The sequence below is a fragment of the Pantoea sp. y20 genome, assembly GCF_054903455.1.
The window spans coordinates 2,659,208-2,685,220 of record NZ_CM142816.1; the positions used below are offsets into that span (position 1 = coordinate 2,659,208).

The window sequence follows — 26,013 nt, forward strand, 5'->3', positions numbered from 1 at the left end:
GCATAAAAAATAACCCCAATAACTCTAAATCGCAAGAAGAGTTATTGGGGTTATCTTTTTCCCAAATAAAAAGGTCGTCATAAATGACGACCTCAAGATGAGTGGTGAATGGAAATTTATTGCGCTTTTGGCTCGCCCATCGCTTTCAACTTCTTCGACAGCTCGCGACGCTCTTTGGAGAGGTCAGCGTTTTTGATGATGTACTCATCAACGCGGTCTTCATAGTCCACACGCATGCTGGCGATAATTTCCTGCACCGCCTCGATGCTCATGCCGGGTTTGATGTATTCACTCAGGTTGTCCAGCAGCAGCACACGTTTCTGGTTATCACGGACTTTCTTCTCGTTATCCACGATTTCGCGCTGCAGTTTGTTTTTACGACGGAACATACGCACAAACTCCAGTACGTCCTGAAATGATTGCTTGGCATTTTCCATGTTGGCACCTTTCTTGAGGCCTGCGTCGGCAGGCGGAATAGTCATAACGTTTAGCTTAGCGGCTTGGCCGCCAGGGTTGCAATTCTCACCGCTAAATTCGGACTGGCGCTTATCTTAGCGCAAAGAAAGGGTGATTCACATTAAGTCCTTGCCTCAGAAAACTATTTACGCAGCGCCAGACGCACTAAATCAGTCATACGCTCCAGCTGACGCGCCTGTTCGAGGCTCAGCCAGACGTAGCCGTAAATCGCCGTGGTTTCGGAACGTCCGCTGCGATTAGCAATCAGCTGCTCCAGTTCCTGGGTGATCTCCTCCAGCGCGTGGCTGTTGGCGGTGATCTGCTCGGTTTCGCCTTTCACCATCAGCGTGGCCAGCGCATTTAGCGTGTCTTCCGTCATCTGCTGGGTGCGGCGCAGCGTAGGCGCGTTGAGCATAATCAAGTGGCTTTCACGCGACGACCACCATGCATCAATTTGCATCTGCATGGTGTTGACCAGATTGCGATTGATAGTTTGGATCGCCTCAAATACCGATTTCGGAATGCGCGTCTCTTTACTTGCCGGCTCCAGCAACGCGCGCATTTTGATCACGCTGCTCAGCAATTTCTGAAAAGGTTTATTCAGCCGCGGCTTTTCCAGCAGATTGGCGGAGAAGCCGGTGTGATGCAGTTTGGCCATGGCGATAAACGCATCCGATAACTGGATGCGCCAATGCGTATAGGCGCGCTGCGCCCAGATGGCGCTGAACAGCAGCGCCATCAGTGAACCGAGAATCACATCGCCTCCGCGCCACATGGCGATGGTGAAATCCCCGGCCGGTGCGCCAACCACCACGCCGAGCGTGATGCCGATCAGCAGCGCCATGTAGGGATGTTTTCCCAGCGTCAGATAGCCACAGACCACCATCACAACGGCGCACCACACCAGCATTACCGGCAGTGAAAACAGCTCAAGCTTGAGCGCGATCAGGCCAGAAATCAGTCCGGCAAAGGTGCCGCTGATACGCTGCACCACGCGCGGCAGCACATTGCCCCAGGTGGAAATCGGCCCCATCACGACCACCAGCGTAATCAGCGGCCAGGTGCCTTCGGGAATGTCGGTGAGCCGCACAAACAGGAAACACAGCACAAAGGCGATAGCGATACGCACACCGTGTACGGTGCGATAGTGGCGGTAGAACCAGAACTCAATCTGCGAGATGGGCTTGTCAGCGCGTAACATGGTTGTCCGGGAACGCTAAAAATTTGCGCGCTATGTTACCCTGGCGACGGCTGCATCATCAGGGTCGAACGCAATTATTTTTCAGGTTTTGCTGAAATACAACATGGACGTTACACCAGGTTTTCTCAATAGAAACATTGATGTAACGCAGTGGGTTTGGTGCGCGCATTAAAACGGTTGCCATGAATGGCGATCGGAAAATCATGTCATCGTACACCAGCACACCTTTCTGGTCTGCAACGCCAACAGCGATTGTGTCATCATCGCCGCATCACGGCGACGATGATGACGCGGAAAGACGCGACAGATTACAGTTTCTGTTTCACGTAATCGCTGATACGCGTAATGATGCCCGCCTCTTCCACCGCTTGCAGCGCGTAAAGCGGATAGCTGGCCAACTGCTTATCTTTGTCCATCACCTGAATTTCGCCAATCTGCTCGCCCGCTTTCAGCGGCGCTTCCAGATCTTTGCGATCGATAACGTATTTCGCCATCACGTTGGCCACTTCGGTGCGCGGCAGCGACAGGTAGATATCCTGCGTGGTGCCGACATCGACCTTATGCGGATTGCCGTACCAGACGTTTTCGCTACCGATTTTTTTGCCTGCGTGGAACAGTTGCACGGTATCAAAGCTGTTTTGGCCCCATACCAGCAGCTTGCGCGCCTGATCTTCACGCCCTTTCGGGCTCTTGCCGCCCATGATCACCGCAATCAGGCGATGACGTCCGACCACGTTAGAAGCGATGATGTTAAAACCGGCGCTTTCGGTGTGCCCGGTTTTCAGACCATCGACGTGCAGATTTTGATCCCACAGCAAGCCGTTGCGGTTGTTTTGGGTGATGCCGTTCCACGTCAGGGTTTTCTCCCCGTACATGGCGTAGAAATCGGGCTCGCCGCTGATGATGGCGCGCGACAGCACCGCCAGATCGCGTGCGGTGGTGTGCTGGCCCGGCGCATCGAGGCCGTGCACGGTTTCAAAATGGGTGTGCGACAGGCCGAGTTTCTGCACGTAGCTGTTCATCATGGTGACGAAGCTGCTTTCGCTGCCGGCCACGTGGTCCGCCAGCGCTACGCAGGCATCGTTACCGGAATCGATGATCACGCCGCGCATCAGGTCGCGCACCGTGACCTGATCGCCCGGCTTGAGGAACATCAGCGAGGAGCCTTTGAACACCGGATTGCCTGCGCCCCACGCATCTTTGCCGATAGTGACTTTGTCATCGCGGCTGATTTTATTCTGATCGATAGCGCGATCCACGACATAGCCGGTCATCAGTTTGGTCAGGCTGGCCGGGTTACGCTCTTCATCCGGATTGCCAGCGGTGAGAATTTGTCCGGTGGTGGCGTCCATCAACACCCATGAAGCCGCATCAATCGGCGGGGGTGTCAGGGGAAATGGCATGCTGTCGTCAGCCTGCGCCCACGATGCCCAAATAATTATTCCAGATACAGTTACCAGCAGACGCCTTTTCAACACTTCTTCCTCAAAATCAAAAAATGAATTTACCGCCGCACGTTTTACGGCAAATAGCGCTTACAGATCTGAATAAATTGAAAAAAAGTATGAACTGCGCATAAATGCTGCGCGCCTGCTCGCAGCGAGGATGATCGAGGTTGTACTGCTACCCATGGACGACTATCCTGTGCGTTGATTCTCCATTGCCAGGATAACGCCGTGCCCGCCTCTGAGTTCACCTTCTTATTCCACGATTATGAAACCTTCGGTAAAAGCCCGTCGCTGGACCGTCCGGCGCAGTTCGCGGGCCTGCGTACCGATAAAGAATTCAATGCAGTAGGTGAACCGCAGGTGTTTTATTGCCAGCCAGCCGACGATTATCTGCCGCAGCCGGAAGCGGTGATGATCACCGGCATTACGCCGCAAACCGCCAAAGCGCGCGGCGTGACCGAGGCGGCGTTTGCCGAACGCATTCATGGCCTGTTTAGCGAGCCGCAAACCTGTGTGATTGGTTACAACAATGTGCGTTTTGATGATGAAGTGACGCGCAATATCTTCTATCGCAACTTCTTCGATCCTTATGGCTGGAGCTGGCAGAACGGCAATTCGCGCTGGGATTTACTCGATGTGATGCGCGCCTGCTACGCGCTGCGTCCGGAAGGCATTGAGTGGCCGGAGAATGACGATGGCTTCCCCAGCTTCAAGCTGGAGCATCTCACTAAGGCCAACGGCGTAGCGCACGAACAGGCGCACGATGCGATGTCCGACGTTTATGCCACGCTGGCAATGGCAAAACTGGTGCAAGAGAAGCAGCCGAAGCTGTTTGAGTTTCTGTTTACCCATCGCAACAAACAGAAACTGATGACGCTGATTGATATCCCGCAGATGAAACCGCTGGTGCACGTCTCCGGCATGTTCGGTGCGGCGCGCGGTAACACCAGCTGGATTGTGCCGCTGGCATGGCATCCGGATAACCGTAACGCGCTGATTGTTGCCGATTTGGCCGGTGATATGTCGCCGCTGCTGACGCTGGAATCTGACGAACTGCGCGAGCGTTTATATACCCGCCACAGCGATTTGGGCGATCTGCCTGCGGTGCCGATCAAGCTGGTGCACATTAATAAGTGTCCGGTGCTGGCGCCTGCCAGCACGCTGCGTCCGGAAGATGCCGCGCGCCTCAACATCGATCGTCAGCAGTGCCTTGCAAACCTCAAGCTGCTGCGTGACCACGCGGAAGTGCGTGAGAAAGTGGTGGCGCTGTTTGCCGACGCCGAGCCGTTTACCCCGTCAGATGATGTTGACGCGCAGTTGTATGACGGTTTCTTTAGCGATGCCGATCGCGCTGGCATGAATATCATCCGCCAGACGCCGCCGCAGAACTTACCGGCGCTGGATTTGACCTTCGACGACAAGCGCATTGCTAAATTGTTGTTCCGTTACCGTGCGCGCAACTTCCCCGGCACCCTGGATGACGCCGAACAGCAGCGCTGGTTGCAGCATCGCCGTGAAGCGCTGAATGCCGAGCGCGTACAGGCGTTCTTGCTGGAGCTGGAGTCGCTGGCGAGTTTGCATGAGGGAAATACGGAGAAGATGGCGCAGCTGAAGGCGCTGTATTTGTATGCGCAGGAGCTGGTGTCATAGTCCTCTGCGATTTGATGCCCTCACCCCGGCCCTCTCCCACAGGGAGAGGGAGACGCTGCCAGATGCTGGCGTGAGCGCTCGATCGGTTCCCTCTCCCTGTGGGAGAGGGTTAGGGTGAGGGAAAACCCTTAAATCATCCCCCACACCAGCCACGTCAATGCGAAACCGCTCAGCCCCATCACCGTCGTCAATACCGTCCAGGTCTTCAGGCCATCGGCCACTGACAAGCCCAGATAGCGCGTCACCACCCAAAAACCCGCATCATTGACGTGCGACAAACCTAACCCGCCGAAACAGGCCGCCAGCGTCACCAACACGCGCTGCATATCCGTTACATCGCCCACCGCCTGGCTTAACAAGCCGCTGGTGGTCAGAATCGCCACCGTTGCCGATCCCTGCGAAGCACGCAGCGCCAGCGACAGAATGAACGCAGCCGGAACTAATGGCAGATGCAAGGTTTCCAGCGTCAACGCCAGCGCTTTGCCCACGCCCGATTCCACCAGCACCTTACCAAACGCGCCGCCCGCGCCCGCCACCAGAATCACGCTGGCGGAGCTGGGAATCGCACGTCCGGTGAGATCTTCCAGTTTCTCTTTGCTCCAGCCACGACGCACGCCGAGCAGCCATGCCGCCAGTCCCAGCGCAATCAGCAACGCAATGGCTGGCGTACCGATCACCGTCATCACCGCACGCAGCTTGCTGCCTTCAGCCAGTGTGGTATGCGCGACGGTACCCATGACGATCAACAGAATCGGCACAACAATCAGACCGGTAATGGTCAGTGCACCCGGCGCTGGCGCGTCGTTCTTCGGCTTGCCTTCCGGCTTCGCCAGCTGCAGCTGTTCTAATACATCAACGGAAAGATGATATTGGCGCAGGTTCATCGCTTTCGCGACGTAATAACCGACGATACCGACCGGAATCGAGATGAGGATACCGAGCATCATCAGCCAGCCCATATCAGTGTGCAGAATGCCCGCCGCCGCCGCCGCGCCGGGATGGGTTGGCAGCGCCACGTGCACCGTCAGCATCACGCCCGCCATCGGCAAGCCAAACTTCAGCGGTGACACGCGCGCCACTTTGGTGAAGCCATAAATCAGCGGAATCACGATGATAAAGCCGACTTCGAAGAACACCGGAATGCCGAGGATAAACGCCGCCATGGTCAGCGCCGCCACGGTCCGCTTGATACCCAGCGATTTACTGAAGCGTTGCGCCAGCGACTCGGCACCGCCCGAGGCTTCAATCACTGCGCCGAGCATCGCCCCCAGCACGATGATAATGGTGATATGCCCCAGCAAGTTACCCATCCCGCTAAAGATGGTTTCCATAATTTTGTCGGCTGGAATGCCGGTCGCAATCGCCACCAGCAAGCTGACAATCAGCAGCGCCACAAAGGGGTGAACTTTGGTTTTAATCACCAGCAGCAGCAAGATCACAATGCTGGCGGTAGCAATGGCTAACAACAACGCGGTAGACATGATAATCCTCTGATTTAATTAGTATAGTTTGGGTACAGCTCTATCTGGTATTGACGAATTCAGGTATGACTTACCCAGCACAGTGCTGAAAATCCCTGTGCTGGGTGGTTAAAAAAATTTATTTAGCGTAAGGCGCGAACCAGTCGAGGCCGGCTGCAGTGCGGCCGCGCGGGATGTATTCACATCCAACCCAACCGTCGTAACCCACTTCATCCAGCAGGTCGAACAGATAGGAATAGTTGATCTCGCCTTCATCCGGCTCGTGGCGATGCGGCGCAGAGGCGATCTGGATATGGCGATAACGACCAGCGTATTCACGAATCAGATGCGTCAGATTGCCGTCCACCAACTGCGCATGGAACAGATCGAGCTGGGTAAAGACGTTGGCACGATCGATACGCGCCATCATCGCCAGCGTCTGATACTGGCTGGCGTAGAGATAATTCGGCTTGGTGACTGGATTAAGCGCTTCCAGCAGCAGGCGAATACCGTGCGGCGCAAAACGCTCGGCAGCATAGTGCATATTACGGACGAAAGTCTCTTCATAGGCTGCACGATCGGCACCGTTTGGCACCGTTGCCGCCATCACATGCACCTGCCGGCAGTTGAGCGCCAGCGCATACTCGAGTGCCCGATCGATATCGGCACGCGCTTCCTGTTCACGGCCCGGAATGGCGGATACGCCCCACTCGCCCGCCTGCACGTTGCCCGCAGCGGTGTTAAACAGCACCAGTTCCAGCTGATGTTTTTCCAGCTCGGCTTTAATCACCTCGGCCGGAAAGTCATACGGGAACAGGAATTCAACGGCGCGAAAACCGGCATTGGCCGCGGCGGCAAAGCGTTCGATAAACGGCAACTCACCGAACTGCGTAGATAAATTGGCTGCAAACTTAGGCATTAAACATTCCTCAATTCCGCGACTTCGCTATCGGTCAGATAACGAATCGAGCGGTCACCGAGCGTAAACATCAGGCGCGCGGTCTCTTCCAGTTCTTCAGTGTTATTGGCAGCTTCGCGCAGGGATTTGCCCACCACCACCGGACCGTGATTGGCCAGCAGGAAGGCGTTATAGCGCGAGGCCAGATTGGCCAGATCGTCAGCCAGGCGCTGATCGCCCGGCTTGTAATACGGCACCACCGGCACATCGCCGACGCGCATCACCACATACGGCGTGAACGGACGAATACAGTTTTCACTGTCGAGATCGTTGAGGCAGGAGAGCGCCGTCAGATAGTGGCTGTGCAGATGCACCACCGCTTTGCACGCGGGATTGTTCAGGTAGAGCGCGCGGTGAAAAGCCACCTCTTTCGACGGCTTGTCGCCGGAGATCCATACGCCCTGAATCGTCACTTTCGACAGACGATCGGCCTGCAATTCGCCGAGGCAGGAGCCGGTTGGCGTCGCCAGCAAGTTGCCATCCTCCAGCAGCAGCGACAAATTGCCCGCTGAACCGGTGGCGTAACCGCGCTGAAAGAAGGACGCGCCGAGCTGTACCATTTCTTCGCGTGCTTGTTGTTCCGTCATGCTGAATACTCCTGTTGTGCGCGGGCAAAGAACTGTTCGTCGCCAAAGTTGCCTGATTTCAGCGCCAGCGACAGCGGCTGATGGATATCGCGTACCCACGGCACGCCCGGTGAAATCATCGGGCCAATGTGGAATGCGGTGACGCCAAGGCTTTGTGCCACCACGCCCGAGGTTTCTCCGCCAGCAACGATGAAGCGCTGCCAGCCACGGGTTTTCAGTTCACGGGTTACTGCGGCAAACAGCTGCTCAACCGCTTCACTGCTGCGCGCTGCGCCGTACTGCTGCTGAATGGCTTGCAGCTGCTGGGCATCGGCGGTAGCAAACAGCAAAGGTGCCAGTTCGGACTGATGATTGGCTTCCACCCAGTCACAAAGCTCCTGCGCATAGCTTTCGGCGTTATCAAGGCAGCGTTCCACCAGCACTTCATGCGAGGGCGCTTGCTGACGATACGCCTGCACCTGACGGTTGGTCATTTGCGAGCAGGAGCCTGAGATCACCACCGCGCGATCGCCTTGTGGGCGCCCGGCGTGTTCAGCATCGCTGTTCTGCTGCTGCGTTGCCCAGGCGCGGGCGATACCGATCGCCAGGCCTGAACCGCCGGTCACCAGGCGCGTCTCTTTCAGCGCTTCGCCCTGCGTCAGCAGATGCTGCTCGTGCAGCGCATCCAGCACCACATAGTTGATGCCTTGTGCTTTCAGGGTATCCAGCTGCGCACGCACCGCATCAGCTCCTTGATCGAGCTGCGCGGCGTTGATCACCGCGGCCTGGCCTTTGGCCTGGCGCGTCATCAAACGCACCAGATTGCTATCGGTCATTGGCGTTACCGGATGATGGCGCATGCCCGATTCAGACAGCAGCTGATCGGCGACAAAAAGATAGCCTTGATACACCGTACGACCGTTAACCGGCAGCGACGGCGAGATCACCGTTTGCGTTTCGCCCAACGCCGCCAGCAGCGCATCAGTCACCGGGCCGATATTGCCCTGCTCGGTGCTGTCAAAGGTGGAGCAATATTTGAAATAGAAACGATCGCAGCCCTGCTGTTGCAGCCACTGCAGCGCCGCCAGAGACTGATCGATCGCCTGCTGTGCCGGGCATGAGCGTGATTTCAGGCTGATAACAATCGCCTGCGCGCTCAGCGCGTCATGACTTTCCGGCACGCCGTTGAACTGGATGGTCGGCAGACCGTTCTGCACCAGAAAACTGGCGATGTCGGTTGCGCCGGTAAAATCGTCTGCAATAACGCCTAAACGCATGATTATTGCTCCTTCGCCTGCGGCAGCGTGATGCCGCTGAAGATCTTGATCACTGCGCTGTCATCTTCACGACCGTGGCCGGCGTTGCTGGCTTCGGTAAACATATTGAGCGCAGTAGAAGCCAGCGGCAGCGGGAAGTGCAGCGACTTGGCGGTATCCGCCACCAGATTGAGATCTTTAACGAAGATATCGACCGCTGATTTCGGCGAGTAATCGCCATCCACCACGTGACGCATGCGGTTCTCGAACATCCATGAGTTACCGGCGGCGTTGGTCACCACGTCATACATGGTGTCGAGCGGGATTCCAGCGCGCGCGGCGAGCGCCATCGCTTCAGCGCCCACAGCAATGTGCACGCCCGCCAGCAACTGGTGAATGATTTTTACGGTTGAGCCGAGACCGATTTCGCTGCCCACGCGATAGACTTTCGCCGCCACCGCATCCAGCACAGGCTTGAGCAGGGCAAAAGCTTCATCGCTGCCGGACGCCATTACCGTCATTTCGCCAACTGCAGCTTTGGCTGCGCCGCCGGAAACCGGTGCATCCAGCATCAGCAACTGATGCTGCGCCAGCTGTTGTTCAATCGCCTGCGCATCCTGTGAAGAGATGGTAGAAGAGACCATGACCACGGTGCCGGGCTTGAGCTGCGCCGCCACGCCGTTTTCACCGAACAGGATTGCTTTAACCTGCGCGGCATTCACCACAAGCAGCAGCACCGCATCGAGTTCAGCGGCAAAGCGGGCAGCGGAGGTTTGCGCATCACGTGCACCGGCCTGACGCAGGGTTTCCAGCGCCTGCGGATTGAGATCAACACCCCAGGTATTTAATCCTGCACGGATGCAAGACTGCGCTGCACCCATGCCCATGGAACCTAAACCAATCACGCCGATGTTATTCACGGTTGCTGACATAGCAAACCTCCATTGTTAATTTAAGTGATAATTTGTTCATTGGTGTTAAGTCTGCCGCAGTCAGTGGCGAATAAACGTGCGTGATATCACAAAAATTAACTTATGGGCGCAAGGATTAACATCGATTCACAGCCGGAGGTCAGCGCTTCGAAGTCAGTCCAGATGGGATTTCTGCTTAGATTACGGCGAGATAAATTGTGCTGCGGGCTGTGAATCGATGATCTACAATGTGAAAAAATGATAATTCAGGGAGAGCAAGGTGATTCCGGTTGAACGTCATCAACAAATTTTAGCGCTGGTGGGCGAACGCGGCGTGGTTAGCATTGCCGAGCTCACTGAGCGCTTGGGTGTGTCGCATATGACGATACGTCGCGATGTGCAGAAGCTGGAAGAGCAAGGTGCGGTATTGTCTGTTTCGGGCGGCGTGCGCTCGGCGGATCGTCTGGCGGCGGAGCCGTCGCATCTGGCGAAAACCAATATGTATAGCGGCGAGAAGATGGCGATTGGGCAGTATGCCGCGCGTCATATTCCGCGTAATAGCTGCATCTATCTCGATGCCGGCACTACCACACTGGCGCTGGCGCGCGAGTTGCTTGAGCGTGATGACTTGCTGGTGGTGACCAACGATTTCGTGATTGCGCGCCTGCTGATGGAGAGCAGCGGCTGCAAGCTGATTCACACCGGCGGTACGGTGTGTCGTGAGAACCGATCCAGCGTCGGTGAAGCGGCGGCCAGAAGTTTGCGCCAGCTGGCGATTGATATCGCGTTTATCTCCGCGTCCTGCTGGGGCCCGCGCGGGCTGTTTACGCCGGATGAGGATAAGGTGCCGGTGAAGCTGGCGGCGAGCGATGTGAGTAGTAAACGCGTGTTGTTAAGCGACAGTTCGAAGTACAACAAGATTGCGACGCATCTGGCGTTGCCGCTGGAGCGGTTTGATACCTTGATTACCGATGCGGGGTTGAGTAAAGCGGGACGCGAGGCGTTGAGTGCGGGGCGTTGGGAGTTGGTGTTGGCGGGATAGTGCGTGCTGTTCCCGGTCGGTGCTCGCTGTCCCCCATCCCGGCCTTCCCCCGCTAGCGGGGGAAGGAGACGCTGCCACATGCAGCTTCAGAACTCACATATGGCAGCATCTTCCTCCCCCATTTATGGGGGAGGACCGAGGAGGGGGACAGCGACGTCGATCAAATCACACTTCTTCGCTGAACTGCGGAACCGGGTTGCGGAAGGTGCGGGTCACAAAGGCGAGGTAAATAATACCAATCGCAGCCCACACCAGGCCGAGCACCATGGAGGTCTCTTCCAGGTTAATCCACAACGCACCCACCGTCAGGGCACCCATTACCGGCAGCACCAGATAGTTGATGTGATCTTTCAGCGTCTTGTTACGCTTCTCACGGATCCAGAACTGCGCAATCACCGACAGGTTTACAAAGGTGAACGCCACCAGCGCACCGAAGTTAATCAGCGCAGTTGCGGTTACCAGGTCGAAGTTGATCGCCATCAGCGCGACCGCGCCCACCAGCAGCACGTTCAGTGACGGCGTGCGGTATTTCGGGTGCACGAAGCCAAAGAAACGCTGCGGGAACACGCCATCGCGGCCCATCACGTACATCAGACGTGAAACGCCTGCGTGCGCGGCCATACCGGATGCCAGCACCGTCACCACCGAGAAGATCAGGATGCCAATTTGCAGCGCTTTACCCGCCACGAACAGCATGATCTCTGGCTGTGAAGAGTCCGGATTCTGGAAACGCGAGATGTCCGGGAAGTACAGCTGCAGGAAGTAAGAAACACCGATAAAGATCACACCACCAATCAGCGCGGTGAGGAAAATTGCGCGCGGGATCGTGCGTTCAGCATCTTTGGTCTCTTCTGACAGCGAACTGATACCGTCAAAACCAAGGAACGAGAAGCAGAGAATGGTCGCACCGGTAATCATCGGGACTACGTGCGCATTCTCAGACCAGAACGGTCTGCTGCTGGTCAATGTCCCCTCGCCAACACCGTGTGCCACACCGTAAACCACCATACCGGTAATCACTACCATCACTACCACCTGCAGCACCACGATCACGCTGTTGAAGTTGGCAACGGTTTTGATTCCACGCAGGTTGGAGATGGTCATAAAGGCCACCAGCAGCACCACGAAAATCCACGACGGAATGCCCGGCACCAGCGTCTCAAAGTAGCTTTTCGCCAGCAGGATGTTGATCATCGGCATGAACAAGTAGTCCAGCAGTGATGACCAGCCAACCATAAAGCCGACGTGCGGACTGATTGCCTTCTGAGCATAGGTGTAAGCGGAGCCCGCAGATGGGAAGCGGCGTACCAGCTTGCCGTAGCTCACGGCAGTAAACAGAATCGCGATCAGGGCGAAAGCATAAGCGGTGGCGACGTGGCCGTCGGTCAATCCAGACACGATTCCGAAGGTATCAAACAGGGTCATTGGCTGCATATACGCCAGGCCCATCATGACAACCGGGATCAGGGTCAGAGATTTTTTCAGGTGTGCACGCTGAGGTGCGGCAGAGGTGTTAAGCGACATTGTTCAGGCCCCCGCAGACGACAACCGCGATCGGTTGGGCTACAGGGCTACTGCGCAATTTGCTGCAGTGAGAAGTGATATTAGTGTTTACGATTGTCGCGGCGCCGTAGTCATCACGGAAGCGAGAACCAGCCTGCGCTGGTGCAATGTTAAACAGTCCCATCTTTGTTTTCCTCAAATCTCACGCACAAGCGTGTTTGTCAGTATCTATCTATCCGGATGCGTGTCCGGCCTCGTGTGAATGTCAGTGAGTACATCATGCAAAAAAATAACCGACGCGGTTAACGTCGGTTAGTTCTCATTTTGCAGGGCGCGTATTTTGCCCCAACTTATGCCATCGGCACAAGACGTTAGATCAATTCTTCCGGCACTCAGGCATTCTTGAGCATCCAGTCGATTTCCGTCGAGGTGATTAAGCGCTCAAACTGCATCAGTTCGTACTGTTTGCAGCTGTGCCACACCCCGCTAAAACGCTCGCCCAGCAGCTTTTGCAGCGGATAGCTATTCTCGAATTCATACAGCGCATCACTCTGCCGAATCGGTAATGCCAGCCCTTCGGCTTCATGTCCATTGCCCTGCACCGCATGCGGTAAAGGTAGCTGATTATCCAGACCGTGCAAGATACCGGCAAGAATTGTTGACACCACCAGATAGGGATTTGCATCCGCACCGGCCACGCGATACTCGATGCGATGGTTATCCGCATCGCCACAAGGCACACGCAGCGCAACCGTGCGGTTGTTATGTCCCCATGACGCCTGCAGCGGTACATAGGCTTCCGGCAGGAAGCGGCGATAGGCGTTCACGTTCGGCGCCAGCAGCGCCATCGAAGCCGGCATTAAATCGATCATGCCCGCCAGCGCGCGTTTCATCAGCGGTGAATCGCTGCCGTCATCAAGCGCGAAAGCGTTGTGGTCGGCGGCATCCAGCATGCTGATGTGCACATGCATGCCGCTGCCTGCGTACTCTTCATAAGGCTTGGCCATGAAAGTGGCGGTCATGCCGTGATTTTCCGCCACCTGACGCACTAGCCGTTTCAGCTGAATAGCGTGATCGCAGGCTTTCAGCACGTCGCGCGTGTGATGCAGGTTGATTTCGAACTGGCCGGGCGACGCTTCCGCCAGCGCGCCATCGGCGGGAATGCCTTGCAGCCTGGCCAGATGGTCGATGTCCCGCAGTACGTCGGCGAAGTGATCGAGATTATCCACCGAATACACCTGGCTCTGCATATTGCGTTCGTCACTGCCCGGCGAGCACGGCGGCTGAATGAAGCCCTCCGCATCACGCTTTTTATCCACCAGATAGAACTCCAGCTCTACCGCTACCACCGGGAACAATCCTCGATTACGCAGCTGTTGCCACAGTCGATTGAGGACATTACGGGGTTCAACGTCAAAGGGAGTGCCATCTTGGTTACACATGGTCAGCAACAGCTGAGCGATGTGCGTGGGATCGGCGGCAGAAGGAATCAAGGTGCCGGGCACCGGCATGCAGAGGTGGTCGGGTTCGCCCAGTGACTGACCCAGTCCGGCGTCTTCGACGGTGTTACCGAGAATATCCATAGCGAAAACCGAGGCCGGGAAGTAACACCCTTTTTCCAGTTTTGCCAATGCGGAGATGGGAATGCGTTTACCGCGAAATACCCCATTTAAATCATTAAGAAGAATATCGACATACTGCGTTTCAGGATGGCGTTCCAGCCAGGTTTTGACCTCCAGCTGGAACGCGCTTGTTCGCTTCTCTTCACTGTGTCGCGTGAAGTCTTCTACTTCTACGAGGTTCGTCATGATCCCACCCGCCCTTTACCGTTTAATATTGGTGCGCGCAATGCTCAAAATAACAGCCACTCCACTAACATAGCGCTAACGCAAAAAGTGTGCAAATGTAACAATTCTGTTTGAGGAATGAACGATCGGTTGCTAGATTGACAAAATATTGCACACTTTTAAGGCCAGCCGCGCATTTCCGGCGAAAATATTGAACAGCAACGCGGAGACGTTATGGGCATTATTTTTGACAAGCCCTTGATTGGCGTAGTGATGTGCCAGAACTTTATTGGCAGCCACGTAGGGCAAACGGTTCACAACAAATATCTCGACGCTATCGTGCTTGCCGGTGGCGTGCCGCTGCCATTACCGCATCAACTGATGCAGGCACCTCATCTATTAGAAAACAGTATGACCGTGCTGGATGGCATTTTGCTGACCGGCAGCCCCAGCAACATCGAACCCTGGCATTACGGCGCAGACGGTAAAGAGGCGCATGCCGATCCGGCGCGCGATCGCCTCGCCTTTGGGCTCATCACCCATGCGATGGGTAAAAAGATGCCGATGTTCGGTATCTGTCGCGGTTTGCAGGAGCTGGTGGTCGCTAATGGCGGTGCGCTGCATCGCCAGCTGCATATGACACATCTGTTTCAGGAGCATCGCGAAAACGACGCGCTGCCGCTGGATGAGCAATACGCGCCGGTACATACCGTGCAGCCAGAAGTGGATGGCATGCTGAGCCAACTGCTCGGCAGCGCCGAACCATTTGCTGTCAACTCGCTGCACGGGCAAGGCATCCGTGAAACCGGTCCGCAGCTGCGTGTCGAAGCGCGCGCGCCCGATGGGCTGGTTGAAGCCGTAAGCCTGCCAAAGCACCCTTTTGCCCTTGCGGTGCAATGGCATCCGGAATGGCACTCCGATCGCGATCCGGTCTCGCGCCGTTTGTTTGAGGCTTTTATCCACGCCGCTGTCTGTTATCACAAGGAAAAACAGCCATGAATGATGCCACTCTGGCACCCGGACGTCGCTTATCGCAGATCCGGCAGGAGTTGGGATTGTCTCAGCGTCGCGTCGCTGAGTTATCAGGTTTAACGCACAGCGCCATTAGCACCATTGAACAGGACAAAGTGAGCCCGGCCGTCAGCACCTTACAGAAGCTGCTGAAAGTTTACGGGCTTTCGCTCTCAGAGTTTTTCTCCGAACCCAAAATCAATGCCACGCCGCGGGTGATTGTGCGCCCGGAAGAGTGCGTGGAGATCGGCAGCCTTGGCGTATCGCTGATGCTGATCGATAACGGTGCCGCACGACGCGCGCTGGCGATGCTACTGGAGCGTTATGAACCCGGCGCCAGCACCGGCGAGAAGTTACGCCATCCCGGCGAGGAAACCGGCACCGTGCTGGAAGGGGAAATCATGCTGGTGGTCAACGGCCAGAGTTACCATCTCTATCGCGGTGAAAGCTATGTGATTGATACCGGCTTGCCGCACAGTTTTACCAATACCTCAGATCAGCCGTGTCGCATTGTTAGCGCGCATACGCCCGCCAATTTCTAAGGTTTCGCGCTTAAGGAGGATGTCATGCAACATGTGGGAAGTTATTACGCCGCTACCGCCAACGCCCATGAGCCGTGGCCGGAGCTGCAAGAGTCAGTGCAGTGCGATGTCTGCATCATTGGCGGCGGCTTTACCGGGCTCTCGTCCGCGCTGTTTCTCACCGAAGCCGGTTACGACGTGGTGCTGCTTGAAGCGGCGAAAATCGGCTTTGGCGCCAGCGGCCGCAATGGCGGCCAGGTCGTCAACTCCTACAGCCGCGACGTGGATGTGATTGAGCAGCGCTACGGCAAACAGACCGCACAAATGCTTGGCAGCATGATGTTTGAAGGCGCGGAGATCATTCGCGACCGCATCGACCGTTACGCTATCGCCTGCGACTATCGCCCCGGCGGCATTTTCGCCGCACTGAATCAGCGGCAAATGGGCCATCTGCGCAGCCAAAAAGCCCTTTGGGCACGCTACGGCAATCACGATTTAGAGCTGCTCGACGAACGCGGTATTCGGCGCGAAGTGGCGACCGATCGCTACGTCGGCGGCTTACTCGATAAGCGCGGTGGGCATCTGCATCCGCTTAATCTCGCATTGGGCGAAGCCGAAGCGATTCGTCGTCACGGCGGGCGCATTTATGAGCAGTCGGCGGCGATTGAAGTGAAATACGGCGCACCGCATCGCATAAAAACTGCTAAGGGCGAAGTCAGCGCCACTTTCGTGATTTTTGCCGGTAACGCTTATTTGCCGTCACAGCTTGAACCGCGCCTGACAGGCAAAAGCATGCCGTGCGGTTCGCAGATCGTCACCACCGAACCTTTAACGCGCGATCAGGCGCTGGGTTTGCTGCCGAACAATTACTGCGTTGAAGATTGTAACTATCTGCTCGACTACTTCCGCCTCACCGCCGATAACCGCCTGCTCTACGGCGGCGGCGTAGTGTATGGCGCACGCGAGCCGGATGATATCGAAGCGCTGATTCGCCCTAAGCTGCTGCGCACCTTTCCGCAGCTGCGTGACATCAAAATCAGCCACCGCTGGAGCGGCAATTTCCTGCTCACGCTATCGCGCATGCCGCAGTTTGGGCAGGTGGAGAAGAATGCGTTCTTTATGCAGGGCGACAGCGGACACGGCGTGACCTGTACCCATCTTTCAGGGAAGTTGATTGCTGAAGTGCTGCGTGGGCATGCCGAGAGATTTGATGCGTTCGCAAAATTGCCGCATCTGCCGTTTCCAGGTGGGAGACGGTTTAAGGTGCCGCTTACCGCGATGGGAGCGGCGTGGTATGCGTTAAGGGATCGGTTTGGGGTTTAATCTGCTGCGCGCTGATGCCCTCACCCCGGCCCTCTGCTACGGGAGAGGGAGCAAAAGATTCCCTCGCCCGCCTGCGGGAGAGGGTTAGGGTGAGGGGAAATCACTCCAGCGGCATTTTCATCGGGTCATCATACGTATACTCAAACCCCAGCTCACTCGCGATCTTCGAGCCATCAATCACCTTGCCGTTAGAACGCTCCGGCTCAGCGACAAACGTCGGTGGCTCAAGCCCCAGCTGCTTCGAAACGCTGGGATAGAAACTGTCGCGCGACGGATGTTTCGAGGCACACAAATTGTAAACATGCCCGCCTTTCGGGGTTTGCAACAGCAGCACAATCGCATCCACCACATCATCGAGATGCACCAGATTGACCGCATGACCGCCGTTTTCCAGCCCGGTTTTGCCCGCAAGAAAACGCCCCGGATGACGATTCGGCCCCACTAATCCCGCGAGACGCACAATGTCTACGCTGGTACCGGGCAGATCGTGCAGCCAGTTCTCCAGCTCCACTAACGTCTTGCCGGCGACGGTTTCCGGCTGCAGCGGACTGCTCTCTTTCATTACGCCCTCACCGCTGCCGTACACTGAGGTTGAGCTGGTGAAAATAATGCGCGGCACTTTCTTCGCCAGCGCGGTATCCACCACGTTCTGCACCGCCTGCATGTAATCTTCACCGCCTTTCACCGTGCGGCTGGCAGGTAACGTCACCACCAGCGCATCGACTGCCATCAGCGTATCTAACTCTTCGGCTTCACACTCCAGTTCGGGGGTCAGCACCAGCTGGAAGGCTTCAATGCCACAGCGGCGTGCGGCGTCCACGCCATCCGGCGAGGTTTTACTGCCGGTGACCTGCCAGCCGCGTGCCGTTAGCGCCATCGCCAGCGGCATACCCAGCCATCCCAGACCTACAATCGCGACCTTTTTCATATCGACTCCTGCTATGGGCTCACACTTCATCTTAGTGCGGGTAGATGTGCCAAACCAGCGCAAACTGTTTCGGGAGATTCCGGAAATTGACGGTTAAAAAAGGGTTGCCAATTGTCACCATCTTCGTTAGGTTATTCAGCACGCAAATGAATACTCATTCAGCAACGGAATTTACTATGACACGCGTTCAGTTCAACCACCATCATCACCATCACCCTGACTAGTCTTTCAGGCGATGTGTGCTGGGAGACGATTAGGATCTTCCAGTGGTGCGAACGCAAAGAGAGCCCCCGGAAGATCATCTTCCGGGGGTTTTTTTATGGGCGAACGCCAACCAACACGTTCAGACAGGATTGAATAAGAGGACAGGAACCATGTTAGATAACACCCGTATTCGCATAGCTATGCAGAAATCTGGCCGTTTAAGTGATGAATCACGCGAACTGCTGGCACGCTGCGGTATCAAAATTAACCTTCAGCAGCAGCGTCTGATTGCGTTTGCGGAGAACATGCCGATCGACATCCTGCGTGTGCGCGATGACGATATCCCTGGCCTGGTAATGGATGGCGTGGTCGATCTCGGTATCGTCGGTGAAAACGTGCTGGAAGAGGAGCTGCTGAATCGCCGTGCTCAGGGCGAAGATCCGCGTTACTTCACGCTGCGTCGTCTGGATTTCGGCGGTTGTCGCCTGTCGCTGGCGATGCCGGTTGATGAAGAGTACACCGGCCCGCAATGCCTGAATAACGCACGCATCGCCACCTCTTATCCACACCTGCTGAAGAAATACCTCGATAAACAAGGCGTCGCCTTTAAATCCTGCCTGCTGAACGGATCGGTTGAAGTCGCACCACGCGCGGGTCTGGCCGATGCGATTTGTGACCTGGTTTCAACCGGTGCCACGCTGGAAGCCAACGGCCTGCGCGAAGTGGAAGTGATCTACCGCTCTAAAGCGGTGCTGATTCAGCGCGATGGCGAACTGCCGGCCGCCAAGCAAGAGCTGGTCGACAAAATGATGACGCGTATTCAGGGCGTAATTAAAGCGCGTGAATCCAAATACATCATGCTGCACGCGCCAAGCGAGCGCCTGGATGAAGTGATTGCGCTGCTGCCGGGCGCTGAGCGTCCAACCGTGCTGCCGCTGGCCGGCGATGTGAGCCGCGTGGCGATGCACATGGTGAGCAGCGAAACGCTGTTCTGGGAAACCATGGAAAAGTTGAAGTCGCTGGGTGCCAGCTCGATCCTCGTGCTGCCAATTGAAAAAATGTTGGAGTAATACGATGAGCACGCTGATGACACCCATTGATTGGCAGCAATGCAGCGCAGAGCAGCAGCAAGCGCTGCTGATGCGTCCGGCGATTTCGGCTTCAGAAACTATCAGCCAGATCGTGCGCGACGTGTTAGTTAATGTGAAAGAGAGCGGCGATACGGCGCTGCGTGAATTTAGCGCGCGCTTCGATAAAGCGCAGGTGGATAACCTGCGCGTCAGCGCTGAAGAGATGCAAGCGGCCAGCGATCGTTTGAGTGACACACTGAAGCAGGCGATGGCCGTGGCCGTGAGTAATATCGAGACTTTCCACAACGCGCAGGTTCTGGCGGAAGTGGATGTGGAAACCCAGCCTGGTGTGCGCTGCCAGCAGATTACCCGTCCGGTGAAATCGGTGGGTTTGTACATTCCTGGCGGTTCCGCCCCGCTGTTCTCAACCGTATTGATGCTGGCGACACCGGCACGCATCGCCGGTTGCGGTCGCGTGGTGCTGTGCTCGCCGCCGCCAATTGCCGATGAAATTCTTTACGCGGCACAGCTGTGTGGCGTGAAAGAGGTGTTTCAGGTGGGCGGTTCACAAGCCATCGCCGCCCTCGCCTTCGGCACCGAAACCGTGCCGAAAGTGGACAAAATTTTTGGCCCTGGCAACGCCTACGTCACCGAAGCCAAACGTCAGGTTAGCCAGCGTTTAGATGGCGCGGCAATTGATATGCCAGCCGGTCCATCGGAAGTGCTGGTGATCGCCGATGAAGGCGCCACGCCCGCATTCGTGGCATCTGATTTGCTGTCGCAGGCGGAACACGGCCCGGATTCGCAGGTAATTCTGCTGACGCCATCGCTGCAACTGGCCGAAGGCGTGGCGCAAGCGGTTGAAGAGCAACTGGCGCAGCTGCCGCGTGCGGCTACCGCGCGTCAGGCGTTAGCGAGCAGCCGCCTGATTGTGCTGCGCGATTTGGAGCAGTGCATCGAGATCTCCAACCTGTACGGCCCGGAGCACCTGATCATTCAGACGCGTCAGCCGCGCGATCTGGTCGAAAGCATCACCAGCGCCGGTTCGGTATTCCTTGGCGACTGGTCCCCGGAATCGGCGGGCGATTACGCGTCCGGCACTAACCACGTGCTGCCGACCTACGGCTACACCGCGACCTGTTCCAGCCTTGGCCTGGCCGATTTCCAGAAACGTATGACGGTGCAAGAGCTGACGCCGCAAGGCTTCCTCAATCTTGCCGCGACGATTGAAACGCTGGCCGCCGCCGAGCAGCTGGAAGCCCACAAAAATGCCGTTACCCTGCGTGTTGCCGCGCTAAAGGAGCAAGCATGAGCCTGAATATTGAAGAGTTAGCGCGCGCCAACGTGCGAGCGTTGACGCCGTATCAATCGGCGCGTCGTCTGGGTGGTAACGGTGATGTGTGGCTGAATGCCAACGAATTCCCGCTGCCGGTGCCGTTTGAGCTGTCGCAGCAGACGCTGAACCGCTATCCGGAATGCCAGCCAAAGATTGTCATTGAGCGCTATGCCGCTTACGCCGGTTTGACGCCGGAGCAGGTTCTGGTCAGCCGCGGTGCGGATGAAGGTATCGAACTGCTGATGCGCGCGTTTTGTGAGCCGGGCAAAGATGCGATTCTGTTCTGCCCGCCAACCTACGGCATGTACAGCGTCAGCGCCGAAACCATCGGCATTGAATACCGCACCGTAGCGGCACTTGATGACTGGCAGCTGAACTTGCCGGCGATTGCTGACCAGCTCGACGGCGTGAAAGTTGTCTATATGTGCAGCCCAAATAATCCGACCGGCAACCTGATTAATCAGGATGATATCCGCGCGCTGCTGGCGATGACCGCCGGTAAAGCGCTGGTGGTGGCCGATGAAGCCTATATCGAGTTCTGCCCGGACGCGACGCTGGCGGGATGGCTGCAGGAATATCCGCACTTAGTGATTCTGCGCACGCTGTCCAAAGCCTTCGCGCTGGCCGGTTTGCGCTGCGGCTTCACTCTGGCGAACAAGCCGGTGATCGATCTGCTGATGAAGGTGATTGCGCCCTATCCGCTGGCGACGCCGGTGGCGGATGTGGCTGGGCAAGCGCTGAGCGAACAAGGCATTGCGCTGATGCGTCAACACGTTGCCGAGTTGAACGCCAATCGTGCCTGGCTGTTTGAGCAGTTGCCGCAGATTAGCGTAGTGCAGCAGGTGTTCCCGAGTGAAACCAACTATATTCTGGCGCGCTTCACTGATTCGCCAAAAGTGTTTAAAACGCTGTGGGATCAAGGCATTATTCTGCGCGACCAAAATAAAAACCCCGGCCTTGCGGGATGCCTGCGCATCTCCATCGGCACCCGTGAAGAGTGCGAGCGCCTGATCGCCGCGCTGCAAGCCTTATCAGTGGAGCAAGCATGAGTCAGAAGATCCTTTTTATCGACCGCGACGGCACCATCATTTCTGAGCCACCCACTGATTATCAGGTGGATCGCATGGAGAAACTGGCGTTTGAGAAGAACGCCATTCCGGCGCTGCTGGCGTTGCAGGCAGCGGGCTATCAGCTGGTGATGATCACCAATCAGGATGGCCTCGGCACCGACAGCTTCCCGCAGGCCGATTTTGACGGCCCGCACAACCTGATGATGCAGATTCTCCGCTCACAAGGCGTGAATTTCAGCGACATCCTGATCTGCCCGCATATGCCGGAAGATAACTGCGATTGCCGCAAGCCGAAGACCAAAATGGTGGAAGCCTGGCTGGCCGCCGGTGCGCTCGATACCGCCAACAGCTACGTGATTGGCGATCGTCTGACCGATATTCAGCTGGCGCAGAACATGGGCATTCAGGGCCTGCGTTACGGCGCGGAAGGCGAAGATTGGGATGCGATTCAGGCGCGCCTGACCAAACGCGATCGTTACGCGCTGGTGCAACGCAACACTAAAGAGACGCAGATCAAAGTCGAAGTGTGGCTGGATCGTGAAGGCGGCAGCAAAATTAACACCGGCGTCGGCTTCTTCGATCACATGCTGGACCAGATTGCGGTGCACGGCGGCTTCCGCATGAACATTGATGTGAAAGGCGATCTCTACATCGACGATCACCACACCGTGGAAGATACCGGTCTGGCACTCGGCGAAGCGCTGCTGAAAGCGCTGGGCGACAAACGTGGCATCGGCCGTTTCGGCTTTGTGCTGCCAATGGATGAGTGCCTGGCGCGCTGCGCGCTGGATATCTCCGGCCGTCCGCACATCGAATTCAAAGCCGAGTTCAGCTACCAGCGCGTCGGCGATCTCAGCACCGAGATGGTCGAGCACTTCTTCAGCTCGCTATCCTACGCGATGATGAGCACGCTGCACCTGAAAACCAAAGGCCGCAACGATCACCATCGTGTGGAAAGCCTGTTCAAAGCCTTTGGCCGAACGCTGCGCCAGGCGATTCGCGTGGAAGGCAACACCTTGCCGAGCTCGAAAGGAGTGCTGTGATGAACGTGGTGATCCTCGATACCGGCTGCGCCAACCTGTCGTCGGTGAAGTGGGCGATTGAGCGCCTCGGCTACACGCCGCAGGTGAGCCGCGACCCGGATGTGGTGCTGCATGCCGACAAGCTGCTGCTGCCCGGCGTGGGCACCGCGCAGGCGGCGATGAATCAGCTGCAGGAGCGCGATCTCATCGACTTAATCAAAGCCTGTACTCAGCCGGTGCTCGGTATTTGCCTCGGCATGCAGCTGCTCGGTCGCGGTAGCGATGAGAATGGCGGCGTCACCACGCTCGGCCTGGTTGATGAGCCCGTCACGCTGATGGATACGCAGGATTTACCGCTGCCGCACATGGGCTGGAACCAGATCACCGCTAAAGCCGGCCATCATCTGTTCCGCGACATTCCCGATGGCAGCTACTTCTACTTCGTGCACAGCTACGCCATGCCGGTGAATGCCGCCACTATCGCCCAGTGCGATTACGGCTATCCGTTCACCGCTGCCCTGCAGAAAGATAACTTCTTCGGCGTGCAGTTCCACCCGGAGCGTTCGGGCAAAGCCGGCGCGCAGCTGCTGAAAAATTTCCTGGAGATGTGATGATTATCCCCGCATTAGATTTAATCGACGGCAAAGTGGTGCGCCTGCATCAGGGCGATTACGGCCAGCAGCGCGATTACGGTAGTGATCCGCTGCCGCGCTTACAGGATTACCAACGCCAGGGTGCTGAAGTACTGCATCTGGTGGATTTGACCGGCGCGAAAGATCCGGCCAAACGTCAGATTCCTCTGCTCACCACCTTACTGCGCGGCGTGACCGTGCCGGTGCAGGTTGGTGGTGGCATCCGCCATCGCGATGACGTGGCGGCGCTGCTGGCAGCGGGTGCCACGCGCGTGGTGGTCGGTTCCACCGCGGTGAAGCAACCGGAAGAAGTCAAAAGCTGGTTTAACGAGTTTGGCGCCGACGCCATTGTGCTGGCATTAGATGTGCGCATTGATGCCAACAACCGCAAAGAGGTGGCAATCAGCGGCTGGCAGGAAGCGGCGGGCGTGACGCTGGAAGAGGTGATTGGCTGGTATCAGCCGGTTGGCCTCAAGCATGTGTTGTGCACTGACATTTCGCGTGACGGTACGCTGAGCGGATCCAACGTCGCGCTGTATAAAGAAGTGTCTGCGGCCTTCCCGGACATCGCTTTTCAGTCTTCAGGCGGCATCGGTTCGCTGGATGACATCGCGGCGTTACGCGGCAGCGGCGCACAGGGCGTGATCGTTGGTCGCGCGTTACTGGAAGATAAATTCACGGTGGCGGAGGCAATCGCATGCTGGCAAAACGGATAATTCCTTGTCTCGATGTGCGTGACGGGCAAGTGGTGAAAGGCGTTCAGTTCCGCAACCACGAAATCATCGGTGACATTGTGCCGCTGGCGCAGCGTTATGCGCAGGAAGGTGCGGACGAGCTGGTATTCTACGATATCACCGCCTCATCAGATGGCCGCGTCGTGGACAAAAGCTGGGTGTCGCGCGTGGCGGAAGTGATCGATATTCCTTTCTGCGTGGCGGGCGGCATTAAGAGCGAAGAAGACGCGGCGCGCATTCTGCAGTTTGGTGCCGACAAGATTTCCATCAACTCGCCAGCATTAGCCGATCCGACGCTGATTACGCGCCTGGCCGATCGCTTTGGCGTGCAGTGCATCGTAGTGGGCATCGATACCTGGTTTGACGAAGTGAGCGGCAAATATCACGTCAATCAGTACACCGGCGACGAAGCGCGCACCAAAGTGACCACGTGGGAAACTCTGGATTGGGTACAGGAAGTGCAGAAGCTGGGCGCGGGTGAAATCGTACTCAACATGATGAACCAGGATGGCGTGCGTAACGGCTACGATCTGGTGCAGCTGAAGAAAGTGCGCGATGTGTGCAAAGTGCCGCTGATCGCCTCCGGCGGCGCAGGCACGATGCCGCACTTCCTTGACGCCTTTGTGCAGGCGAACGTCGATGGCGCGCTGGCGGCTTCGGTGTTTCACAAACAAATTATCAATATCGGCGAGTTGAAAAACTTCCTGATCGACAACGGTGTGGAGATTCGCGCGTGTTAACTGCAGAACAACTGGCCAGGCTGGATTGGGTCAAAACCGCGGGCATGATGCCCGTTATCGTCCAGCACAACGTTTCCGGCGAAGTGCTGATGCACGGTTATATGAACGAAGAAGCGCTGCAAAAAACCCTCAGCGAGGGCAACGTCACCTTCTTCTCACGCACCAAAAACCGTTTATGGACCAAAGGAGAAACCTCGGGACATTTCCTGCAAGTGGCGAGTATTACCCCGGACTGCGACAACGACACGCTGCTGGTGCTGGCCAATCCGATTGGCCCAACCTGCCATCTCGGCACTTCCAGCTGCTTCTCACCGGCTGCGCCAGACTGGACGTTCCTCTATCAGCTCGAGCAGCTGCTGGCTTCGCGCAAAAGCGCCGACCCTGAGAGTTCGTACACTGCGAAGCTTTATGCCAGCGGCACCAAGCGTATCGCGCAGAAAGTGGGGGAAGAAGGCGTGGAAACGGCGTTGGCGGCAACGGTTAACGATCGTCACGAGCTAACCAATGAAGCTTCGGATCTGCTTTATCACCTGATGGTGCTGCTGCAGGATCAGGAGCTGGATTTGAGCACCATCATCAATAATCTGCGCGCGCGTCATAAATAACGTTTCGTAGGGTCGCCATTCATGGCGACCAATGTCCCAGGCGCGCATAAATGCGCACCCTACGCTATTCATCAGCATGGAAAACACCATGACCACACATGAAAAACTGATCGCCCTGCTTGACCAACATCAGGCGCGCTATCGCGTGATGGAGCATGAAGCGACCGGCAAGTGCGAAGCGGTGGCAGCGATTCGTGGTACGCAAGTGGGTCAAGGTGCGAAGGCGCTGGTGTGCCATGTGAAAGGCAACGGTATCAAACAGCATGTGCTGGCGGTGCTGCCTGCCGATCAGCAAGCGGATCTCAGCAAGGTTGCTGCAGCGGTTGGCGGTCGCCGTGCTTCGCTGGCCTCGCCTGCGGAAGTGAATACGCTGACCGGCTGCGTATTCGGGGCTATTCCGCCGTTTAGCTTCCATCCTGATTTACAGCTGGTGGTCGATCCGCTGCTGTTTGAACGCTATGACGAAATCGCCTTCAATGCCGGATTGCTGGAGCAATCGGTGGTGCTGAATGTAGCGGATTATCAGGCGCTGCATAATGGTAACGTGATGAAAATAATCCTCTAATTGCCTTGCCAGGC

26 protein-coding genes and 1 other annotated feature are annotated in these 26,013 nt (G+C 56.8%); of the genes, 15 read left to right on the plus strand and 11 right to left on the minus strand.

Going from position 1 to position 26,013, the window contains the following annotated elements; translation table 11 throughout:
* Positions 1-116: 116 nt before the first annotated feature.
* The 3 genes from tmaR to dacD all read right to left on the minus strand — a co-directional run bounded on the left by tmaR (position 117) and on the right by dacD (position 3,132).
* Positions 117-437 (minus strand): PTS system regulator TmaR, encoded by a 321-nt coding sequence (gene tmaR / locus ACYAC5_RS12485; protein ID WP_008110563.1) that lies wholly within the window; start codon positions 435-437, stop codon positions 117-119.
* 161 nt (positions 438-598) lie between these two features.
* A complete protein-coding gene (locus ACYAC5_RS12490; RefSeq protein ID WP_101763409.1) occupies positions 599-1,657 on the minus strand; it encodes an FUSC family protein in 1,059 nt (352 codons plus the stop codon).
* 308 nt (positions 1,658-1,965) lie between these two features.
* The gene (gene dacD / locus ACYAC5_RS12495) at positions 1,966-3,132 is read right to left on the minus strand and encodes a serine-type D-Ala-D-Ala carboxypeptidase DacD (RefSeq protein ID WP_192233442.1); all 1,167 of its coding nucleotides are present in this window, start codon (positions 3,130-3,132) and stop codon (positions 1,966-1,968) included.
* A gap of 201 nt (positions 3,133-3,333) precedes the next feature.
* Between dacD and sbcB the strand changes: the two genes are divergently transcribed.
* Positions 3,334-4,755 carry an exodeoxyribonuclease I gene (gene sbcB / locus ACYAC5_RS12500; RefSeq protein WP_110866679.1) on the plus strand — a complete coding sequence of 474 codons (1,422 nt, stop codon included), beginning with the start codon at positions 3,334-3,336 and terminating at the stop codon, positions 4,753-4,755.
* A 128-nt stretch (positions 4,756-4,883) separates the two neighbouring features.
* On the opposite strand, the gene ACYAC5_RS12505 is transcribed toward sbcB, so the two are convergent.
* From ACYAC5_RS12505 to ltnD, 5 genes are all read right to left on the minus strand, one after another.
* A complete protein-coding gene (locus tag ACYAC5_RS12505) occupies positions 4,884-6,236 on the minus strand; it encodes a GntP family transporter (protein WP_309834063.1) in 1,353 nt (450 codons plus the stop codon).
* A 118-nt stretch (positions 6,237-6,354) separates the two neighbouring features.
* Positions 6,355-7,134 carry an HPr family phosphocarrier protein gene (locus tag ACYAC5_RS12510; protein ID WP_462061841.1) on the minus strand — a complete coding sequence of 260 codons (780 nt, stop codon included), beginning with the start codon at positions 7,132-7,134 and terminating at the stop codon, positions 6,355-6,357.
* Positions 7,134-7,760, minus strand: coding sequence for a 3-oxo-tetronate 4-phosphate decarboxylase (otnC, locus tag ACYAC5_RS12515; protein WP_462061842.1), 627 nt, complete (start codon positions 7,758-7,760; stop codon positions 7,134-7,136). The genes ACYAC5_RS12510 and otnC overlap by 1 nt, the downstream gene beginning before the upstream one ends.
* Complete coding sequence (gene otnK, locus ACYAC5_RS12520; protein WP_462061843.1) at positions 7,757-9,016, minus strand: 3-oxo-tetronate kinase; 1,260 nt, start codon at positions 9,014-9,016, stop codon at positions 7,757-7,759. The genes otnC and otnK overlap by 4 nt, the downstream gene beginning before the upstream one ends.
* Before the next feature lie 2 nt (positions 9,017-9,018).
* On the minus strand, positions 9,019-9,927 hold the full coding sequence (gene ltnD, locus ACYAC5_RS12525; protein ID WP_101763402.1) for an L-threonate dehydrogenase: 909 nt from the start codon (positions 9,925-9,927) through the stop codon (positions 9,019-9,021).
* Between the two features lie 259 nt (positions 9,928-10,186).
* Here ltnD and ygbI point away from each other — a divergent pair, with 259 nt between their 5' ends.
* Positions 10,187-10,948 (plus strand): DNA-binding transcriptional repressor YgbI, encoded by a 762-nt coding sequence (gene ygbI / locus ACYAC5_RS12530; RefSeq protein ID WP_309834055.1) that lies wholly within the window; start codon positions 10,187-10,189, stop codon positions 10,946-10,948.
* Positions 10,949-11,113: 165 nt separating this feature from the next.
* Here the strand turns inward: ygbI and ACYAC5_RS12535 are convergent, their stop codons facing one another.
* Together ACYAC5_RS12535 and ACYAC5_RS12540 are read right to left on the minus strand one after the other, a co-directional pair.
* Positions 11,114-12,472, minus strand: coding sequence for an APC family permease (locus ACYAC5_RS12535; protein WP_101763400.1), 1,359 nt, complete (start codon positions 12,470-12,472; stop codon positions 11,114-11,116).
* Positions 12,473-12,843: 371 nt separating this feature from the next.
* Positions 12,844-14,259: a glutamine synthetase family protein gene (locus tag ACYAC5_RS12540; RefSeq protein WP_405041645.1), complete on the minus strand. Its 1,416-nt coding sequence runs from the start codon at positions 14,257-14,259 to the stop codon at positions 12,844-12,846.
* Between the two features lie 213 nt (positions 14,260-14,472).
* Here ACYAC5_RS12540 and puuD point away from each other — a divergent pair, with 213 nt between their 5' ends.
* The 3 genes from puuD to ACYAC5_RS12555 are packed head-to-tail and all read left to right on the plus strand — an operon-like array spanning position 14,473 to position 17,093.
* On the plus strand, positions 14,473-15,237 hold the full coding sequence (puuD, locus tag ACYAC5_RS12545; protein WP_309834052.1) for a gamma-glutamyl-gamma-aminobutyrate hydrolase: 765 nt from the start codon (positions 14,473-14,475) through the stop codon (positions 15,235-15,237).
* Positions 15,234-15,791 carry an HTH-type transcriptional regulator PuuR gene (gene puuR, locus ACYAC5_RS12550; protein ID WP_277973779.1) on the plus strand — a complete coding sequence of 186 codons (558 nt, stop codon included), beginning with the start codon at positions 15,234-15,236 and terminating at the stop codon, positions 15,789-15,791. The genes puuD and puuR overlap by 4 nt, the downstream gene beginning before the upstream one ends.
* 24 nt (positions 15,792-15,815) lie before the next feature.
* On the plus strand, positions 15,816-17,093 hold the full coding sequence (locus ACYAC5_RS12555) for an NAD(P)/FAD-dependent oxidoreductase (protein WP_137386093.1): 1,278 nt from the start codon (positions 15,816-15,818) through the stop codon (positions 17,091-17,093).
* A 100-nt stretch (positions 17,094-17,193) separates the two neighbouring features.
* Here the strand turns inward: ACYAC5_RS12555 and ACYAC5_RS12560 are convergent, their stop codons facing one another.
* A complete protein-coding gene (locus ACYAC5_RS12560) occupies positions 17,194-18,021 on the minus strand; it encodes an SDR family oxidoreductase (protein WP_277973780.1) in 828 nt (275 codons plus the stop codon).
* Positions 18,022-18,197: 176 nt separating this feature from the next.
* Here ACYAC5_RS12560 and hisL point away from each other — a divergent pair, with 176 nt between their 5' ends.
* The 10 genes from hisL (at position 18,198) to ACYAC5_RS12610 (ending at position 25,999) form a co-directional block, all read left to right on the plus strand.
* Entirely contained in the window at positions 18,198-18,245 is a 48-nt protein-coding gene (hisL, locus tag ACYAC5_RS12565) for a his operon leader peptide (RefSeq protein WP_100396937.1), read from the plus strand.
* Positions 18,221-18,342 (plus strand) — a sequence feature (His leader region). It overlaps the preceding gene by 25 nt.
* Positions 18,343-18,395: 53 nt before the next feature.
* Positions 18,396-19,295, plus strand: coding sequence for an ATP phosphoribosyltransferase (hisG, locus tag ACYAC5_RS12570; protein ID WP_008104821.1), 900 nt, complete (start codon positions 18,396-18,398; stop codon positions 19,293-19,295).
* Between the two features lie 4 nt (positions 19,296-19,299).
* On the plus strand, positions 19,300-20,607 hold the full coding sequence (gene hisD / locus ACYAC5_RS12575) for a histidinol dehydrogenase (RefSeq protein ID WP_277973781.1): 1,308 nt from the start codon (positions 19,300-19,302) through the stop codon (positions 20,605-20,607).
* On the plus strand, positions 20,604-21,680 hold the full coding sequence (gene hisC, locus ACYAC5_RS12580; RefSeq protein WP_061717707.1) for a histidinol-phosphate transaminase: 1,077 nt from the start codon (positions 20,604-20,606) through the stop codon (positions 21,678-21,680). The genes hisD and hisC overlap by 4 nt, the downstream gene beginning before the upstream one ends.
* Complete coding sequence (hisB, locus tag ACYAC5_RS12585) at positions 21,677-22,744, plus strand: bifunctional histidinol-phosphatase/imidazoleglycerol-phosphate dehydratase HisB (RefSeq protein WP_137386098.1); 1,068 nt, start codon at positions 21,677-21,679, stop codon at positions 22,742-22,744. The genes hisC and hisB overlap by 4 nt, the downstream gene beginning before the upstream one ends.
* On the plus strand, positions 22,744-23,334 hold the full coding sequence (gene hisH / locus ACYAC5_RS12590) for an imidazole glycerol phosphate synthase subunit HisH (protein ID WP_101763389.1): 591 nt from the start codon (positions 22,744-22,746) through the stop codon (positions 23,332-23,334). The genes hisB and hisH overlap by 1 nt, the downstream gene beginning before the upstream one ends.
* Positions 23,334-24,071: a 1-(5-phosphoribosyl)-5-[(5-phosphoribosylamino)methylideneamino]imidazole-4-carboxamide isomerase gene (gene hisA, locus ACYAC5_RS12595; protein ID WP_192411542.1), complete on the plus strand. Its 738-nt coding sequence runs from the start codon at positions 23,334-23,336 to the stop codon at positions 24,069-24,071. Before hisH ends, hisA begins: the two co-directional genes overlap by 1 nt.
* Positions 24,053-24,829 (plus strand): imidazole glycerol phosphate synthase subunit HisF, encoded by a 777-nt coding sequence (gene hisF / locus ACYAC5_RS12600; RefSeq protein WP_101763387.1) that lies wholly within the window; start codon positions 24,053-24,055, stop codon positions 24,827-24,829. The genes hisA and hisF overlap by 19 nt, the downstream gene beginning before the upstream one ends.
* Entirely contained in the window at positions 24,823-25,434 is a 612-nt protein-coding gene (gene hisIE / locus ACYAC5_RS12605) for a bifunctional phosphoribosyl-AMP cyclohydrolase/phosphoribosyl-ATP diphosphatase HisIE (RefSeq protein WP_101763386.1), read from the plus strand. Before hisF ends, hisIE begins: the two co-directional genes overlap by 7 nt.
* A gap of 88 nt (positions 25,435-25,522) precedes the next feature.
* Positions 25,523-25,999, plus strand: coding sequence for a YbaK/prolyl-tRNA synthetase associated domain-containing protein (locus ACYAC5_RS12610; protein WP_354466364.1), 477 nt, complete (start codon positions 25,523-25,525; stop codon positions 25,997-25,999).
* Positions 26,000-26,013: the final 14 nt, after the last annotated feature.